The organism is Caballeronia insecticola, assembly GCF_000402035.1.
Classification (GTDB): Bacteria; Pseudomonadota; Gammaproteobacteria; order Burkholderiales; family Burkholderiaceae; genus Caballeronia; species Caballeronia insecticola.
The window spans coordinates 2599394-2616241 of the sequence record NC_021287.1; the positions used below are offsets into that span (position 1 = coordinate 2599394).

General features: G+C 62.4%; 21 protein-coding genes. 1 reads left to right on the plus strand and 20 read right to left on the minus strand.

What is annotated here, in order from left to right:
• Positions 1-38: 38 nt before the first annotated feature.
• From BRPE64_RS11985 to BRPE64_RS12000, 4 genes are all read right to left on the minus strand, one after another.
• Positions 39-794 (minus strand): cytochrome c1, encoded by a 756-nt coding sequence (locus BRPE64_RS11985; RefSeq protein ID WP_044041611.1) that lies wholly within the window; start codon positions 792-794, stop codon positions 39-41.
• 23 nt (positions 795-817) lie between these two features.
• Positions 818-2200, minus strand: a complete 1383-nt coding sequence (locus BRPE64_RS11990) for a cytochrome b (RefSeq protein ID WP_044041614.1) — start codon at positions 2198-2200, stop codon at positions 818-820.
• Entirely contained in the window at positions 2201-2821 is a 621-nt protein-coding gene (gene petA / locus BRPE64_RS11995) for a ubiquinol-cytochrome c reductase iron-sulfur subunit (RefSeq protein WP_044041616.1), read from the minus strand.
• A 215-nt stretch (positions 2822-3036) separates the two neighbouring features.
• Complete coding sequence (locus tag BRPE64_RS12000) at positions 3037-3783, minus strand: Nif3-like dinuclear metal center hexameric protein (RefSeq protein WP_016346394.1); 747 nt, start codon at positions 3781-3783, stop codon at positions 3037-3039.
• Between the two features lie 20 nt (positions 3784-3803).
• On the opposite strand from BRPE64_RS12000, the gene BRPE64_RS12005 reads away from it, so the two are divergent.
• Positions 3804-5021, plus strand: a complete 1218-nt coding sequence (locus BRPE64_RS12005; protein WP_044041617.1) for a S1C family serine protease — start codon at positions 3804-3806, stop codon at positions 5019-5021.
• Between the two features lie 127 nt (positions 5022-5148).
• On the opposite strand, the gene tatC is transcribed toward BRPE64_RS12005, so the two are convergent.
• From tatC to murA, 16 genes are all read right to left on the minus strand, one after another.
• On the minus strand, positions 5149-5925 hold the full coding sequence (gene tatC, locus BRPE64_RS12010; protein ID WP_016346396.1) for a twin-arginine translocase subunit TatC: 777 nt from the start codon (positions 5923-5925) through the stop codon (positions 5149-5151).
• A gap of 42 nt (positions 5926-5967) precedes the next feature.
• The gene (gene tatB / locus BRPE64_RS12015; RefSeq protein WP_016346397.1) at positions 5968-6495 is read right to left on the minus strand and encodes a Sec-independent protein translocase protein TatB; all 528 of its coding nucleotides are present in this window, start codon (positions 6493-6495) and stop codon (positions 5968-5970) included.
• 36 nt (positions 6496-6531) lie between these two features.
• Positions 6532-6768: a Sec-independent protein translocase subunit TatA gene (gene tatA / locus BRPE64_RS12020; protein WP_044041619.1), complete on the minus strand. Its 237-nt coding sequence runs from the start codon at positions 6766-6768 to the stop codon at positions 6532-6534.
• A gap of 153 nt (positions 6769-6921) precedes the next feature.
• The gene (locus BRPE64_RS12025) at positions 6922-7284 is read right to left on the minus strand and encodes a histidine triad nucleotide-binding protein (protein WP_008344145.1); all 363 of its coding nucleotides are present in this window, start codon (positions 7282-7284) and stop codon (positions 6922-6924) included.
• 46 nt (positions 7285-7330) lie between these two features.
• Positions 7331-7723, minus strand: coding sequence for a DUF4870 family protein (locus BRPE64_RS12030; protein ID WP_016346399.1), 393 nt, complete (start codon positions 7721-7723; stop codon positions 7331-7333).
• A gap of 32 nt (positions 7724-7755) precedes the next feature.
• Positions 7756-8124 carry a phosphoribosyl-ATP diphosphatase gene (locus BRPE64_RS12035; protein ID WP_016346400.1) on the minus strand — a complete coding sequence of 123 codons (369 nt, stop codon included), beginning with the start codon at positions 8122-8124 and terminating at the stop codon, positions 7756-7758.
• Complete coding sequence (hisI, locus tag BRPE64_RS12040; RefSeq protein ID WP_016346401.1) at positions 8121-8525, minus strand: phosphoribosyl-AMP cyclohydrolase; 405 nt, start codon at positions 8523-8525, stop codon at positions 8121-8123. The genes BRPE64_RS12035 and hisI overlap by 4 nt, the downstream gene beginning before the upstream one ends.
• A 3-nt stretch (positions 8526-8528) precedes the next feature.
• Positions 8529-9302 carry an imidazole glycerol phosphate synthase subunit HisF gene (gene hisF / locus BRPE64_RS12045; RefSeq protein WP_016346402.1) on the minus strand — a complete coding sequence of 258 codons (774 nt, stop codon included), beginning with the start codon at positions 9300-9302 and terminating at the stop codon, positions 8529-8531.
• 116 nt (positions 9303-9418) lie between these two features.
• Positions 9419-10171, minus strand: a complete 753-nt coding sequence (hisA, locus tag BRPE64_RS12050) for a 1-(5-phosphoribosyl)-5-[(5-phosphoribosylamino)methylideneamino]imidazole-4-carboxamide isomerase (RefSeq protein WP_016346403.1) — start codon at positions 10169-10171, stop codon at positions 9419-9421.
• A gap of 151 nt (positions 10172-10322) precedes the next feature.
• Complete coding sequence (hisH, locus tag BRPE64_RS12055; RefSeq protein WP_044041620.1) at positions 10323-10964, minus strand: imidazole glycerol phosphate synthase subunit HisH; 642 nt, start codon at positions 10962-10964, stop codon at positions 10323-10325.
• Positions 10961-11581: a YchE family NAAT transporter gene (locus tag BRPE64_RS12060; protein WP_016346405.1), complete on the minus strand. Its 621-nt coding sequence runs from the start codon at positions 11579-11581 to the stop codon at positions 10961-10963. Before BRPE64_RS12060 ends, hisH begins: the two co-directional genes overlap by 4 nt.
• A gap of 40 nt (positions 11582-11621) precedes the next feature.
• Complete coding sequence (hisB, locus tag BRPE64_RS12065; RefSeq protein ID WP_016346406.1) at positions 11622-12209, minus strand: imidazoleglycerol-phosphate dehydratase HisB; 588 nt, start codon at positions 12207-12209, stop codon at positions 11622-11624.
• 33 nt (positions 12210-12242) lie between these two features.
• Positions 12243-13316 (minus strand): histidinol-phosphate transaminase, encoded by a 1074-nt coding sequence (gene hisC / locus BRPE64_RS12070; RefSeq protein WP_016346407.1) that lies wholly within the window; start codon positions 13314-13316, stop codon positions 12243-12245.
• Between the two features lie 72 nt (positions 13317-13388).
• Positions 13389-14711: a histidinol dehydrogenase gene (hisD, locus tag BRPE64_RS12075; RefSeq protein WP_016346408.1), complete on the minus strand. Its 1323-nt coding sequence runs from the start codon at positions 14709-14711 to the stop codon at positions 13389-13391.
• 46 nt (positions 14712-14757) lie between these two features.
• Positions 14758-15450: an ATP phosphoribosyltransferase gene (gene hisG / locus BRPE64_RS12080; protein ID WP_016346409.1), complete on the minus strand. Its 693-nt coding sequence runs from the start codon at positions 15448-15450 to the stop codon at positions 14758-14760.
• On the minus strand, positions 15447-16718 hold the full coding sequence (murA, locus tag BRPE64_RS12085) for a UDP-N-acetylglucosamine 1-carboxyvinyltransferase (RefSeq protein ID WP_016346410.1): 1272 nt from the start codon (positions 16716-16718) through the stop codon (positions 15447-15449). The genes hisG and murA overlap by 4 nt, the downstream gene beginning before the upstream one ends.
• Between the last annotated feature and the right edge of the window lie 130 nt (positions 16719-16848).

A 16848-nucleotide genomic window follows, 5' to 3' on the forward strand; every position in this document is an offset into this window, starting at 1 on the left:
AAAACGCCGTCGCGCCGACCCACGCCGTCGAAGGCGCGCTATTTGATATCTTTCCAGTATGCCGCGTTCAGGCGCCACGCGAGGAAACTCAGGAGCGCCAGAAACAGCAGAACCCAGACGCCGAGCCGCTTGCGCGTCTGCTGCGCGGGTTCCGACATCCACGACATGTACGAAACGAGATCGGCTACAGCAGAATCATAATCCACGGACGACATGGCACCCGGCGTAACCTGAGTGTAACCCACGAACCTTTTGACCTTTTCGCCGGTTTTTTCGTCGGTATCGGTCTCGAATTTGGCATCGCGAATGCCCTGCAGCGTCCACAGCACATGCGGCATGCCGACGTTTTCATACACGCGGTTGTTCCAGCCGGTCGGCCGCGTCGGATCACGGTAGAAGCCCCGCAAGTAGGTGTAGAGCCAGTCCTTGCCGCGCGCGCGCGCTTCCACCGACAAATCCGGCGGCGACGCACCGAACCACGCCTTTGCGTCTTCGGGACGCATGGCGATCGACATCGTGTTGCCGACCTTGTCCGTCGAGAACAGCAGATTCTCCTGAATCTGCTTTTCCGTCAGGCCCAAGTCGGACAGCCGGTTGTACCGCATCAGGTTCGCGCTGTGACAATTCAGGCAGTTGTTCACGAAAATCTGGGCGCCACGCTGCAACGACGCCAGATTGTCCGTGCTGTCAGGCGCGCGATCGAGCACCGCCTCTTCCTGCGCGTGCGCCGGCGCCGCGCCGAACGCGAACAGCGCCGCACCGATCATCGCTATTGTAGAGAGCCATTTTTTCATCGTATTCGTCTCCGGACGTGAGCTCAGTGAGGTTTGTAGTGCACTCGCTCAGGCGGCGTCTTGAATTTGCCGCGCGGCGTCCAGAAAGGCATGCCGAGGAAAAACGCGAAGTAGATCAGCGCGCAGATCTGCGCGATCAAGGTCGCGGCGGGCGATGGCGGTCGCGTGCCCAGGAAGCCGAGCACCAGGAACGCGAACACGAAAATCGCATAAAAGACCTTGTGAAACATCGGCCGGTAACGGATCGACTTGACCGGGCTGCGATCGAGCCACGGCAGGAAGAACAGCGACACCACCGCCGTGCCCATGACCACCACGCCCCAGAACTTCGACTCCGTCAGCGCCATGAAAATCAGCACGAGGACCGCAAGCACCGGCAAGCCGATACGCCACTTGCCGCGCGCGCGCACGAGCGCGAACAGGCCGAGCAGCGCGATCACGATCATCAGCACGATCTTGAAGGGATCGGTGGTCGCGCGGAGCATCGCGTAGAACGCGGTGAAGTACCAGACGGGGGCAATTTCCGACGGCGTCTGCAGCGGATTGGCCGGCACGAAGTTGTTCGCTTCGAGGAAGTAACCGCCCATCTCCGGCGCGAAAAAGATGATCGCCGCGAAGATCAGCAGAAACACGCACACGCCCATGAAGTCGTGCACCGAGTAGTACGGATGGAACGGGATGCCGTCGAGCGGGATGCCGTCGGCGCCCTTCTTCGCCTTGATCTCGATACCGTCGGGATTGTTCGAGCCGACTTCATGCAGCGCCACCAGATGCGCCACCACGAGCCCGATCAGAACCAGCGGAATAGCAATCACGTGGAAGGCGAAGAAGCGGTTCAGCGTGACGTCCGACACGACGTAATCGCCGCGAATCCACAGCGACAGATCCGGCCCGATGAACGGAATCGCCGAGAACAGGTTCACGATCACCTGCGCGCCCCAGAACGACATTTGTCCCCACGGCAGTAGGTAACCGAAGAACGCTTCGGCCATCAGGCACAGGAAGATGGCGCAGCCGAAGATCCACACGAGCTCGCGCGGCTTGCGATAAGACCCATACATCAGCCCGCGGAACATGTGCAGATAGACGACGACGAAGAACATCGACGCGCCTGTCGAGTGCATGTAGCGAATGAGCCAGCCCCACGGCACCTCGCGCATGATGTACTCGACTGATGCGAACGCGAGCGTCGCATCGGGCTTGTAGTTCATCGTCAGAAAGATGCCGGTGACGATCTGATTGACCAGCACCAGCAGCGCGAGCGAGCCGAAGAAGTACCAGAAATTGAAGTTCTTCGGTGCGTAGTATTCGGAGACGTGTTTCTTCCAGGTCGAGGTCAGCGGAAACCGGCGATCGATCCAACCGGTCAAGCCCGTTGTCTCAACTTCCTTTTCTGCACTAGCCATTTAAGCCTCTCCCTTTTCGTCCTTGCCGATCACGAGTTGCGTCGCGGAGGTGAACATGAACGGTGGGATGTCCAGGTTCTGCGGCGCGGGCTTGTTCTTGAAGACGCGGCCGGCCATGTCGTAGGTCGAGCCGTGGCACGGGCACAGAAAGCCGCCCGGCCAGTTATCGGGGAGATTGGGTTGCGCACCCTCTTGAAAGCGCGGCGTCGGCGTGCAACCCAGATGCGTGCACACGGCAACGGCCACGAAGATGTTCTTGTGATCGGCGCGCGAACGGAACTCGTTGTTGCAGTACTCCGGCAACGGCATCGAGAACTCCATTTTGGACTTCGGGTCCGCCACTTCGTTGTCGGCCTTCTTGACGTCGGCGAGCATTTCGTCCGTGCGGTTCACGATCCACACCGGCTTGCCGCGCCAGGCGACGGTCATCATTTCGCCCGGCTTGAGTCCGCTGATATCGACCTCGACGGGCGCGCCCGCCGCCTTGGCCTTCTCCGATGGAGCAAACGAACCCACGAAAGGAACGACGGTTGCCACCGCTCCGAAACCACCTACTGCGGTCGTCGTAATCAGCCAGGTACGGCGGCCGCCGTCGACGCGTTTCTCATCCTTGTCTCGCATCACACGCCCCACTTCTGAGTTGGATTTATACCGTCACATCAGTGTCCGCCGTTAGTGTGCGCGAATGGAGTTGGCATTTACAAGGCCTTGTTAGCAAAAATCACTCGAAGTGATTGATGCTTCAGGGTTTTCCCCACGTTTTTCGCGCATCTGGTAAAGCATTTTTTTAAGGCAACTGCAAGCGCCAATAATCGCCGAAGCGGCTTAATGGCGTATTAAACCGGATTATCGATATCGATAAAAAGATGTTCGATGTCGAACTGCTCGGACAGATGCGCGCCGACCGCCTGCACGCCGTAACGCTCGGTTGCGTGATGGCCCGCGCCGATGTACGCCACGCCCGATTCCGCCGCGATATGCATCGTCTGCTCGGAGACTTCGCCGCTCAGATAGACGTCCGCACGGGCCGCGATGGCTTCGTCGAAATAACCCTGCGCGCCGCCCGTGCACCATGCCACGCGACGCAATTCCTTGTCCGGATCGCCGAACACGAGCGGCTTGCGGCCGAGCGCGTTCTCGACCATCGCGGTGAAGTGTTCGAGCGAGAGCGGCATCGCGAGCGTCGCGACCCAGCCAAGGTCCTGGTCGGCAAAACGGCCATCTGCCATCAGGCCGAGCCGCGCGCCGATCTGCGCGTTGTTGCCGAACTCGGGATGCGAGTCGAGCGGCAGATGGTAAGCGAACAGGTTGATGTCGTTGGCGATCAGCGTGCGCAGCCGCCGATGCTTGCGCGCCGTGATCTGCGGCGCCTCGTTGCGCCAGAAGTAGCCGTGATGCACGAGCACGGTGTCCGCGCCCCATTCCAGCGCGGCTTCCAGAAAGGCCAGCGAGGCGGTCACGCCGGTCGCGATCTTCTGCACGCGGCGCGCGCCTTCAACCTGCAGACCGTTCGGGCAATAGTCCTTGAAGCGGCCAATTTCCAGCAGATTGTTCAGATACAATTCGAGTTCGATCCGATCCATGAATTCCTCTATCCCTTCAAATGCTTAGACGCTTCTGGCTATTTTTTGCCCAAGCGGTCACGGTGCTTTTGGCCCTGATGTTCATCATCGCGACCTTGAAACCGCAGTGGCTTCAACGTCAGGGGCAATTCGGCAAACAGCTTGCAGAGCCGATCGTCGCGCTGCAGGAAGTGGCGCCGAGCATCGGTTCGCGCCCGCTTCAGTCTTCGTTTTCGGAAGGCGCACAAAAGGCGATGCCGGCCGTCGTGAACGTGTTCTCCAGCAAGGACGGCAATCTGCCGCCCGACCCGCGCGCCAAAGACCCGCTATTCCGCTATTTCTTCGGCGATAAAAACAAGCGCAAGAGCGACGAGCCGCCCGCGTCGAATCTCGGCTCCGGTGTCATCGTCAGCTCGGAAGGTTACATTCTAACGAACCAGCATGTCGTCGACGGCGCCGATCAAATTGAAGTGGCCCTCGCCGATGGTCGCACGTCGAGCGCGAAAGTGATCGGCGTCGATCCGGAAACCGATCTCGCCGTGCTGAAGATCAACATGACCAACCTGCCGAGCATCACGCTCGGGCGCATGGACCAGACGCGCGTCGGCGACGTGGTGCTCGCGATCGGCAATCCGTTCGGCGTAGGCCAGACGGTCACCATGGGCATCGTCAGCGCGCTCGGGCGCAATCACCTCGGCATCAATACGTTCGAGAACTTCATCCAGACCGACGCGGCCATCAATCCCGGCAACTCGGGCGGGGCGCTCGTGGACGTGAACGGCAATCTGCTCGGCATCAACACGGCGATCTATTCGCGCAGCGGCGGCTCGCTCGGCATCGGCTTCGCGATTCCCGTGTCGACGGCGCGCAGCGTGCTCGAGAGCATCATCACGACCGGAAGCGTGACGCGCGGCTGGATCGGCGTCGAGCCGCAGGACGTGACGCCGGAGATCGCGGAATCGTTCGGGCTGGACCAGAAGTCCGGCGCGATCGTCGCGGGCGTGCTCCAGGGCGGCCCGGCCGACAAGGCAGGCATCAAGCCGGGCGACATCCTCGTGTCCATCAACGACGACACCATCACGGACACCACGCGGCTGCTCAATGTCGTCGCGCAGATCAAGCCGGGCACGTCGGTGAAGGTTCACCTGATGCGCAAGAACAAGGAACTCGACGTCAACGTGATGATCGGCAAACGCCCCGCGCCGCCGCGCGCGCCGCAAATGCCGGATGAAGATCAGGGCGATCAGGGCGACGAATAAAGTTCTGCACCTGTGAAAACGTAAAAAACAAAAGGCAGCTTCGATCGCTCGAAGCTGCCTTTTTTAACCCGCATTCAATCCACCTTCAATCCGACAAGCGGACCCGCGACGCGACAATACGCCGCACCTACTCCGCCGCCGCTTCCTTGTTCTTTATCCCGTCCTTGCCGATCACCAGCCGCGCCGCGATGATGCCCGCCTCATAAAGAATGACGAGCGGAATCGCGAGGATCAGTTGCGAGAAGACATCGGGCGGCGTGACGACCGCCGAGATCACGAACGCGCCGACAATCACATACGGCCGGATCTGCTTGAGCTTCTGAATCGACACGACGCCCATGCGCGCCAGCAGCACGACGACGATCGGCACCTCGAACGTCACGCCGAACGCGATGAACATCGTGAGCACGAAGCTCAGGTAATTGTCGATGTCCGTGGTCATTTCCGCGCCAAGCGGCGCGTTGTAGTGCGCCATCACGCGGAAGATCGTCGGAAACACGACGAAGTACGCGAACGCCATGCCGCACAGAAATAGCGAATAGCTGCTGAAAACCAGCGGCGCGACGAGCTTCTTCTCGTGCTGATACAGGCCGGGCGCGACGAACGCCCAGATCTGATACAGCACCAACGGCAGCGCGATCACGAAGGCGACGAGCATCGTCACTTTCATCGGCACGAAGAACGAGCCGGTGACGTCCGTCACGATCATCTTCCCGTCGGCCGGCAGGTTCTGCATCAGCGGACGGGCAAGCAGCTTGAAGATGTCCGGCGCCCAGTACACCAGCGCGATGAACACCACGATCACCGAGGCGCCCGCGCGAATGATGCGGTCGCGCAGTTCGACGAGATGCGATATGAACGTCTCTTCGACGGGCTCTTCTTTAGTGTGTTGCGGGTCGCTCACGCCGGCCCTCGGTAGGAATCATCGATGGAAGAAGTGCGGCTCTCAGAAGAATTTCGTCGGCCGGCGCAAGGTGGCGGGTGTATGACGCGCGACGCGCGCCGCACCCGACAGGACGCGCGTTCGACGCGTGGTCGTGCGCTTGTACCAGTTGGGAACCGCGCTCTGCTTGACGCGCCAGTTCTTGCGTTTCGCGCTCGACGCCTGCGTGTTGACCCACGGCTTGTCGGATGCCGCGCTGTTTGCGGCGTCAGACTCGCCGCCCGCGATGCTCGGCGTGACCGATGTGCCCTGGCTAAACGCATCGTTCAGTTCGGTCTCGTGGCGACGCAGCGTGTCGTGAATCGACGATTCGACGTTCGAGGCCGCGGTCTCGAACTCGGTGCGCATTTTCTTCAGCTCATCGAGTTCCATCTCGCGCGCCACTTCCGACTTGACGTCATTGATGTAGCGCTGCGCGCGTCCGAAGAGCGCGCCGGCCGTGCGGGCGACGCCGGGCAGGCGCTCCGGCCCGAGCACCACCAGCGCGACGACGCCGATGACCGCCATTTTGGTCAGACCGAGATCGAGCATGGAACGAGAAGTAGGTGGTTGCGGTCTGCGGCCGGCTTAACGGTAGTCGCCCGAACGGGACTTGTCTTTCGCCTCGACGTCGACGGCGCCGTTGCGCGGCAGTTCGCGCTGCTCGGCGGAATTGGCCGGTGTCTCGCCGTCGCGCATGCCTTCCTTGAAGCCCTTCACCGCGCCGCCCAGATCACCGCCGATATTGCGCAGCTTCTTCGTACCGAAGACGAGCGCCACGATCAGCAGAACGATCAACCAATGCCAAATGCTTAACGAACCCATGAATGAAAACTCTCCTAGATTCCGCCCCGAATCGAGTGTGGGGCGGAAGATCGGCCTTGCGGCCTTAAGCCGAGGCACGTCGCCTCAACTATCAACTATCGATTTTGCTCGCCCAATATTTCATTGGAAAGGAGAACGCCGAAAAGTCCGACATTACCCCATTCGGCGCCACGGGCGCTCGCCGGCCAACAAATGCGCGTGGATGTGATACACCTCCTGTCCGCCGCCCGGCCCGGTATTTATTACCGTGCGAAAACCCGTGTCGCCACCCGTATAGGACACACCCAGATCTTTCGCCAAACGTCCGACAAGACTCACCATTCTACCAAGCAGCGGACTGTCACTTTCTGTGCAATGCGACAGCGTTTCAATATGCTTGCGCGGAATCACCAGCACGTGCACGGGCGCGGCCGGATTGATGTCGTTGAAGGCGACGAATTCATCGTCCTCGTAGACCTTCGTGCTCGGCAGCTGCCCAGAGGCGATCTTGCAGAAAATGCAGTTGTCTTGACTCATGTATATCCCGTGTCTCCCGTTGCCGGGCATGAACGATTACGCCGGATCAGAACCACGCGCGCGGTTCGATCGTCTTCTTTTCGTAAAGGAACAGCCAGCCCTTGATGATGCGATAAAGCGTCCAGATGCTGACCGCGGCGAGAATCAGAAAGCCGACGCCGATCAAGATCAGCGCGAAACCGATCACGTGGCCCAGCAACGCCCACCAGAACGTGCGGATTTGCCAGTTGAAGTGATCTTCATACGGCGTGCCGATGGCGTCGCCGCGCTTCACGTAGTTGAGGATGATCGCGACAAGCCCGGTCAGTCCGCCCGTCAGCCAGTAGACGGCGTACAACGCATAGAGAATGTGCGTGAACGTGCGCAGGTTGCGCAGACGTTCCGGATCGGTCGACTCCTGAATGACAGGCGGCGGGTACGGTTCGTAAGGCCGGTTCATGCTTGCCCTCCTTCGCAGATGCGAAATGCTCGTCAGCCGCCGTTCTGCTCGCGCTCGCGTGATTTGCGCAGCGCCTTTTCCTCGATCCCCGACAAACCTTCGCGTCGTTCCAGTTCGGCGATGACGTCGGCGGGGCTCAGGTCGAAGTGCGACAGCATGACGAGACAGTGAAACCACAAATCGGCGACTTCACCGACGAGCGCCTTGGGCGCGCCGCCGTGCCGCGCGTCTTTGGCGGCGAGTACGACTTCCGTCGCTTCTTCGCCGATCTTCTTCAGAACGGCGTCGTCACCTTTATGAAAGAGTCGGGAAACGTAGGATTGTTCCGGATCGCCGCCCTTGCGGCTGTCGATGATGGCGGCGAGGCGCAGCAGCGTGTCCAGCGTGGTGGCTTGCGTCATTTGTAAATGCTTTCTGGGTCTTTCAGGACCGGCTCGACGGCGACCCACTCGCCGTGCTCCGCCGTGCCTTCGAATTTCTGGAAAAAACAGGAATGGCGGCCGGTATGGCACGCGATACCCGACACTTGCTCGACTTTGAGCAGCACGACGTCTTCGTCGCAATCGAGGCGCACGTCGTGCACATGCTGCACGTGCCCCGACTCCTCGCCCTTGAACCACAGGCGCTGACGCGAGCGCGAAAAATACACAGCACGCTTCAGTTCGATGGTTTTAGCGAGCGCCTCGCGATTCATCCACGCGAACATCAGGACGTCGTTGGTGGACGCTTCCTGCGCGATCACCGGCACGAGGCCGTTCGCGTCCCACTTCACTTTGTCGAGCCAGTTGTCTTGGTCGCTCACCGCTTACGTCCTCACCGAAATGCCTTGCTCGGCCATGAAGCGCTTGGCTTCCCCGACCGTGTGCTCGCCGTAGTGGAAGATGCTCGCGGCCAGCACGGCGTCGGCGTGCCCTTCGACGATGCCATCCGCCAGATGCTTGAGCGACCCGACGCCGCCCGACGCGATCACCGGCACCGGCACCGCGTCCGACACGGCGCGCGTCAGTGCGAGATCGAAGCCAGATTTCGTGCCGTCGCGATCCATGCTGGTAAGCAGGATTTCGCCCGCGCCGAATTCGGCCATCTTGCGCGCCCATTCGATCGCGTCGATGCCCGTGGCCTTGCGGCCGCCGTGCGTGAACACTTCCCAGCGCGGCGCTTCGCCTTCGGCGGAGACGCGCTTCGCGTCGATTGCGACGACGATGCATTGCGAGCCGTGCTTGTCGGACGCGTCGCGCACGAGTTGCGGATTCGCGACCGCCGACGAATTCATGCTGATCTTGTCCGCGCCCGCGTTGAGCAGGCGGCGCACGTCTTCGACCGCGCGCACGCCGCCGCCGACGGTCAGCGGAATGAATACCTGAGACGCGACCGCCTCGATGATCGGCAGGATCAGATCGCGCTGATCGGACGTCGCGGTGATGTCGAGGAACGTGAGTTCGTCGGCGCCTTGATCGTCGTAGCGCCGCGCGATTTCGACGGGATCGCCCGCGTCGCGCAGCTCGACGAAATTGACCCCTTTGACGACGCGGCCCGCGGTCACGTCGAGACAGGGAATGATGCGTTTTGCGAGAGCCATGTTCTTGCCACTGCCGGTTCGATACGAAATGAAGGCGGCATGCGCCGCCCGGCTTGCCTCAGCTTGCTTCAGGATGCTCGCGCAAGAGCGAAACGCGTGGAAGAAACGCGTGAAACTCAGGCGCCGTCGGCCTCGCGAAGTGCATCGGCGCGCGTCTGGGCCGACTGGAAATCGAGATCGCCGGAGTAGATCGCGCGGCCGCAGATCACACCTTCGATGCCTTCGCCCTCGACTTCACAGAGCGATTCGATGTCCGCGATGCTCGACAGCCCGCCGCTCGCGATGACCGGAATCTTCACCGCCTTCGCGAGGCGCACGGTCGCGTCGATGTTGATGCCCTGGAGCATGCCGTCGCGGCCGATGTCGGTATAGATGATCGACTCGCAGCCGTAATCCTCGAACTTGCGGCCGAGGTCCACGACTTCATGGCCGGTCAGCTTGCTCCAGCCGTCGGTCGCGACCTTGCCGTCCTTCGCGTCCAGCCCGACGATGATATGCCCGGCAAACGCGGTGCACGCGTCCTGCAGGAAACCGGGATTCTTCACCGCCGCCGTGCCGATGATCACGTACGCGAGGCCGTCGTCCAGATAGCGCTCGATGGTTTCGAGATCACGGATGCCGCCGCCGAGCTGCACCGGAATCTCGCCGCCGACTTCGTCGATGATCGCGCGAATGGCGTCGCCGTTTCGCGGCTTGCCGGCGAATGCACCGTTCAGATCGACGAGATGGAGACGCCGTGCGCCGCGATCGACCCAATGTCGGGCCATGGCCGCCGGATCTTCTGAAAAAATGGTCGCCTGGTCCATATCGCCTTGCTTGAGGCGCACGCACTGACCGTCCTTAAGATCGATGGCCGGAATGAGCAGCATAGGTATCGCGTATTTTCTGGGTGGAGTGGATCAAAACGGCGCGCGTGCGGTCGTGTGCCTGTGCCGCGGGCCGTCTCGCTAGTGTAGTACAAGTCTTGCAACGGTCATGCGCACGTAGTAATCAAGCGAAAACGCTAGCGTGCGCACGGCTTCACGGGTTCCAGTGCACGAAGTTGCGGTACAGGCGCAAGCCGGCGTCCGCGCTTTTCTCGGGGTGAAATTGGGTCGCGAAGATGTTGTCGCGCGCGACCGCCGACGTGAAGGCATCACCGTACACCGTTTCGCCCGACGTATGCGCCGGATTGTCCGGCGCCACGTAGTAGCTGTGCACGAAATAAAAGAACGCGCCGTCGGCGACGCCGTCCCAGATCGGGTGGGCCTGCGTCTGACGAACGCGGTTCCAGCCCATCTGCGGCACCTTGAAACGAGAGCCGTCGTCCTGCAGCAGGCCGTCGAGCCGGAAACGCACGACCTTGCCCGGCAACAGGCCCAGGCCCTTCGTGTCGCCTTCTTCGCTCCAGTCGAACAGCATCTGCTCGCCCACGCACACGCCGAGCATCGGCTTTTCGCGCGCCGCCTGCAGCACCGCCTCCTGCAGACCGGATTCGGCCAGATGCCCCATGCAGTCGCGCATCGCGCCCTGTCCCGGCAGCACGATGCGATCCGCGGTGCGAATGCTTTCGGGCTGATCGACGATCGCCACGTCCGCCTCGGGAGCCGCCTTCTTCAGCGCCTGATAGACCGAGCGCAGGTTGCCCATTCCGTAATCAACAATCGCAATCGAAGTTTTCATTTCAAAGATGGCATCAAGGCCTTCAACCCGTCGACGATGAACTCCACCGCCAGCGCGGACAACATCAAACCCATGAGACGCGTGCCGATATTGATACCCGTTCGCCCGACCCAGCGCGCGATCGGCTCGGCGAGATTCAGCGCGCCGAAACACAGCGCCGCGATGATCGCGCCCAGCACGACGAGCCCGAAGCGGTCGTACCAGTGCTGCGCATTGGCAGCATAGACGATGACCGTGCTGATCGAGCCCGGGCCGGTGAGCAGCGGAATCGCGAGCGGCACGACCGCGATGCTGTGGCGCTCCTCCGCTTCCATGCGCTCTTCGGGCGTCGAGCGCGCGTTGCCGACCTGCGCGTTCAACATGCTGATCGCCATGAGCAGCATGATGATGCCGCCGCCCACTTCGAACGATCCGACCGAAATGCCGAAGAACGCGATGATCTGCTGGCCGAGCAACGCGGTCACCGCGATCACGCAGAACACCGAAATGGACGCGACGCGAATGGTGTTGCGACGCTCGATGTCGGATTGCTGCGCGGTCAGACTGAGAAAAAACGGTATCGCGCCGACCGGATTGATCAGCGCGAGCAACGATATAAACGACTTGAACAGATCCATCGGATTCTCGACGCGCGTGCGCCGACGCGGCGTGAGTCAGTCAGAGACTGCCTTTGGTGGACGGAATCTGCCCGGCCGCGCGCTCGTCGACTTCGACGGCCATGCGCAGCGCCCGGCCGAACGCCTTGAACACGGTCTCGACCTGATGATGCGCGTTGATGCCGCGCAAGTTGTCGATATGCAGCGTGACGCCCGCGTGATTCACGAATCCGCGGAAGAATTCGATGGTGAGATCGACATCGAACGTGCCGATGCGCGCGCGCGTGAACGGCACGTGGAATTCGAGACCGGGACGGCCGGAAAAGTCGATGACGACGCGCGAGAGCGCTTCGTCCAGCGGCACGTACGAATGCCCGTAGCGGCGAATGCCCTTGCGGTCGCCAATGGCCTTCGCGACCGCCTGCCCAAGCGTAATGCCGGTATCTTCGACGGTGTGGTGATCGTCGATATGGAGGTCGCCATGCGCTTCGACATCCAGATCGATGAGCCCGTGACGGGCGATCTGATCGAGCATGTGATCGAGGAACGGGACGCCGGTAGCGAGCTTCTGCCGGCCGGTGCCGTCCAGATCGAGCTTCACACGGATCTGCGTTTCGCTGGTGTTGCGAACGACTTCCGCAATGCGCATGGTGATTCCTTGAGACTTTTCGAAAGTGGGGATTCAGTTCAGAGCGAGCTTTTTCAGCGCCGCGACCATGTGCGCGTTTTCTTCGGCCGTTCCGACCGTCAAACGCACGCAATTAGCCAGCAATGGATGCATTTTACCCACGTTTTTGATCAAAACCCGCGAAGTTAAAAGGGTTTCGAAAGCAACCGCCGCATCCGGCACGCGTACGAGCAGGAAATTGCCCGCGCTCGGAAACACCGTCATGCCGGGAAGCGCCGCGACTTCGCGAGCCAGCGCGGCGCGCTGCGCGCGCAGATCGGCGGCCTGGGCGTCGAGCACATCGAGATGATCGAGCAGGAAATCGGCGGTCGCCTGCGTGAGCACGTTGATGTTGTACGGCGGACGCACCTTGTCGAACTGCATCAGCCATTCGGGACGGCCCGCCATATAGCCCAAGCGGATGCCCGCGAGCCCGAGCTTCGAGACGGTACGCATCACGACGACGTTGTCGAACTCGCCCGCGCGCGGCATCCAGCTGCGGCCCGCGAACGGCTGGTACGCCTCGTCGATCACGACGAGACTCTTGCTCGCCGCCGCGATCACGCGCGCCATGTCGGCGTCGTCGTAGAGCGTGCCGGTCGGGTTGTTCGGGTACGCGAGATACACGAGCGCGGGCGCATGTTCGTCGATGGCGGCGATCAGCGCGTCGGCGTCGAGCGTGAAATCGGCGTTCAGCGGCACGCCGATGAATTCGAGGTGCGCGAACTTCGCCGAGAGTTCGTACATGACGAAGCCCGGCACGGGCGCCACGACCTTCGCGCCCGGCTTCGAGCACGCCATCGACATCATGCTGATGAGTTCGTCCGAGCCGTTGCCGAGCATCACGTCGCAGGCGGCGGGCACGTTCATCGTGCGCTTGATTTTGGCGAGCAGGTCGGCGGGACGCGGCGCCGGATAGCGATTCAGCGCGATGCCGGCCAAGTGCGCGCCGAGACGTTCGGCGAGTCCGGCGGGCAGCGTGTAGGGATTCTCCATCGCGTCGAGCTTGATCAGGCCGGTGGAATCGGCCACGGGATAGCTCGTCATCGCGAGGACGTCGGGACGAATGATGTCTTGTGCTGTGGTCATGGTTTCCCGGCGTCTCTCTCGCCGGAAGAGCGGCGGCTCTCAGGCCGCCTCGGTCAGTCGGGCCGGCCAGTTTCAGCCGAGGTTCTTCATCCGGTATTCCGCGCTGCGTGCATGCGCCTGCAAGCCCTCGCCGTAGGCCAGTTCCGCCGCGATTTCGCCAAGCGTCTGCGCGCCGTCCGAGCTCACTTCGATCACGCTCGAACGCTTCATGAAATCGTACACGCCGAGCGGCGACGAAAAGCGCGCCGTGCGCGAAGTCGGCAATACGTGGTTCGGTCCCGCGCAGTAATCGCCGAGACTTTCGCTCGTGTAGCGGCCGAGGAACATGGCGCCCGCGTTGTGAATGAGCGCGGCCCAGTGATGCGGATCGAGCGCGGAAATTTCCAGGTGCTCGGGCGCGATGTCGTTCGCGATCGTGCACGCTTCGGCCATGTCCTTCACCTTGATGAGCGCACCGCGATCTTCGAGCGAACGCTGAATGACATCGCGACGCGGCATGGCGGGCAGCAATTCGACGATCGCGTCTTCCACGCGCTGAATGAACGCGTCGTCCGGGCACAGCAGAATGGATTGCGCGAGTTCGTCGTGCTCGGCCTGCGAGAACAGGTCCATCGCGACCCAGCGCGGATCGGTGGTCGCGTCGCAGATAACGAGAATCTCGGACGGCCCGGCGATCATGTCGATGCCGACCGTGCCGAACACGCGCCGCTTCGCCGACGCGACATACGCGTTGCCCGGCCCGCAGATCTTGTCGACGGCGGGAATGGTGTCCGTGCCGTAGGCGAGCGCGCCGACCGCCTGCGCGCCGCCGATCGTGAACACGCGGTCCACGCCGCCCAGCAGCGCCGCCGCGAGCACGAGCGGGTTCTTCACGCCGTCGGGCGTCGGCACGACCATCACGATTTCCTTCACGCCCGCGACGCGCGCCGGAATCGCGTTCATCAGCACCGACGACGGATACGCCGCCTTGCCGCCCGGCACATAGATGCCCGCGCGGTCGAGCGGCGACACCTTCTGGCCGAGCACGGTGCCGTCGGCCTCGGTGTATTGCCAGCTATGACTGCCGCACTCGATGCGCTGCTTCTCGTGATAACCGCGCACGCGCGCGGCCGCCGCTTCGAGCGCCGCGCGGCGCTTGGGTTCGAGCGCGTCCAGCGCGGCTTCGAGTTCTGCTGCGGGCAATTCGAGCGCCGCGACGCTGTCCGCCTTCAGACGGTCGAACTTGCTGGTGTATTCGAGCACGGCCGCGTCGCCGCGCGCTTTGACGTCGGCGAGAATGTGCGCGACCGAGCGCTCGATCGCTTCATCCTCGCTTGCTTCGAATGCCAGGACTGCGCGTAGCGCCTTTTGAAAACCATCGGTGCTGGAATCGAGTTTGCGAATCTTGATAGACATGCTGGTTTTCCGTTTTGCTGTTGGCGCGCCGCCGCCTGCGGCCCGCCTAATTTCCCGTAGCCACCGTGGCGCGCTCGAAAGCGTCGAGGAACGGCTTGAGCGCCGCGCGCTTCAGCTTGAGCGCCGCCTGATTCACGACGAGGCGCGACGAAATCTGCATGATCTCCTCCACCTCGACCAGATTGTTCGCCCGAAGCGTGCCGCCGGAACTGACGAGATCGACGATCGCATCCGCGAGACCGACGAGCGGCGCCAGTTCCATCGAGCCGTACAGCTTGATCAGGTCGACGTGAACGCCTTTCGCCGCGAAATGCTGGCGCGCGGTTTCGGTGTACTTCGTCGCGACGCGCAGACGCGCGCCCTGACGCACCGCGCTCGCGTAATCGAAGCCCGATTTCACCGCCACCGACATCCGGCAGCGCGCGATATCGAGATCGACCGGCTGATACAAACCGCCGCCGCCATGCTCGATCAGCACGTCCTTGCCCGCCACGCCGAAGTCCGCCGCGCCGTATTCGACGTAGGTCGGCACATCGGTCGCGCGCACGATGATCACGCGCAGATTCGGATTCGTAGTCGGCAAAATCAGCTTGCGCGAGCTTTCCGGATCTTCCGCCACCTGCACGCCGGCAGCGGCGAGCAACGGCAGCGTTTCCTCGAAGATACGCCCTTTCGACAGCGCCAGCGTAAGCGGCGCGCTGGGCTCCACCGACGACGACGTCTGTGGCAGCGAGCTCATTGCTCGCTCCCGCTGCCCTTGATACGCCGCACGTTCGCGCCCACGGCGGTCAGCTTCGACTCCATGCGGTCGTAGCCGCGATCCAGGTGATAGATACGGTCGATCAGCGTTTCGCCCTCGGCGCACATCGCCGCGATCACGAGACTCGCGGACGCGCGCAGATCGGTCGCCATGACCTTCGCGCCGGAGAGCTTCTCGACGCCGGCGACGAGCGCCGTGTTGCCGTCGATGGTGATGCTCGCGCCCAGCCGGTTCAGTTCCTGCACGTGCATGAAGCGGTTTTCGAAGATCGTCTCGACCACTTGCGACGTGCCGTTCGCGATCGTGTTGAGCGCCATGAACTGCGCCTGCATGTCGGTCGGGAACGCCGGATATTCGGACGTGCGGATGTTCACCGCATCCGGGCGCTTCGCCATGCGCACGCGCATCCAGTCGCTGCCTTCTTCGATCGACACGCCCGCCTCGCGCAGCTTCGACGTGACCGCATCGAGCAGATGCGCATTCACGCGACGCAGCGTGATATCGCCGCCGGCTGCCGCGACCGCGCACAGGAACGTGCCCGCTTCAATGCGGTCCGGCACGACGTCGTGCTTCGCGCCGTGCAGCTTGTCGACGCCCTGAATGACGAGCCGGTCCGTGCCGATGCCGTCGATCTTCGCGCCCATCTTCACGAGCAGATGCGCCAGGTCGCTGACTTCCGGCTCGCGCGCGGCGTTCTCGATGACGGTCTCGCCGTCGGCCAGCACCGCCGCCATGAGCAGATTCTCGGTGCCGGTGACGGTGATCATGTCGGTGATGATGCGCGCGCCCTTCAGACGCTTCGCGCGCGCCTCGATGAAGCCGTGCTCGATGTTGATCTCGGCGCCCATCGCCTGCAGGCCCTTGATGTGCTGGTCGACCGGACGTGCGCCGATCGCGCAGCCGCCCGGCAGCGACACTTTCGCCTCGCCGAAACGCGCGACGAGCGGCCCGAGCACGAGAATCGACGCGCGCATGGTCTTGACCATTTCATAAGGCGCGACGAGGTTGTCGACCTTCGATGCGTTGAGTGTTACGTGTCCGTCGCCCGTGACTTCCGATTGCACGCCCATCTGCCGCAGCAGCTTGAGCGTCGTGCGCACGTCCTGAAGATTCGGGACGTTCGACAGATGGACGTCGTCGGCGGTGAGAAGGCTTGCGCAAAGAATCGGCAATGCCGCGTTCTTCGCACCCGATACGGTGATTTCGCCGGAGAGCTTCGCGCCCCCCGTGATGACCAGCTTGTCCATAATGACTTGCCCCTCGTTCGAGCTTCCTGCTGCGGAGCCGCTTTCGGCGCCGTGGTTGTCTTTGATGATTCGCACTATCTACTGCCTATGTCTGCCGGTGATGCCGGTGTTGCTGGATTGAGTCGTATGA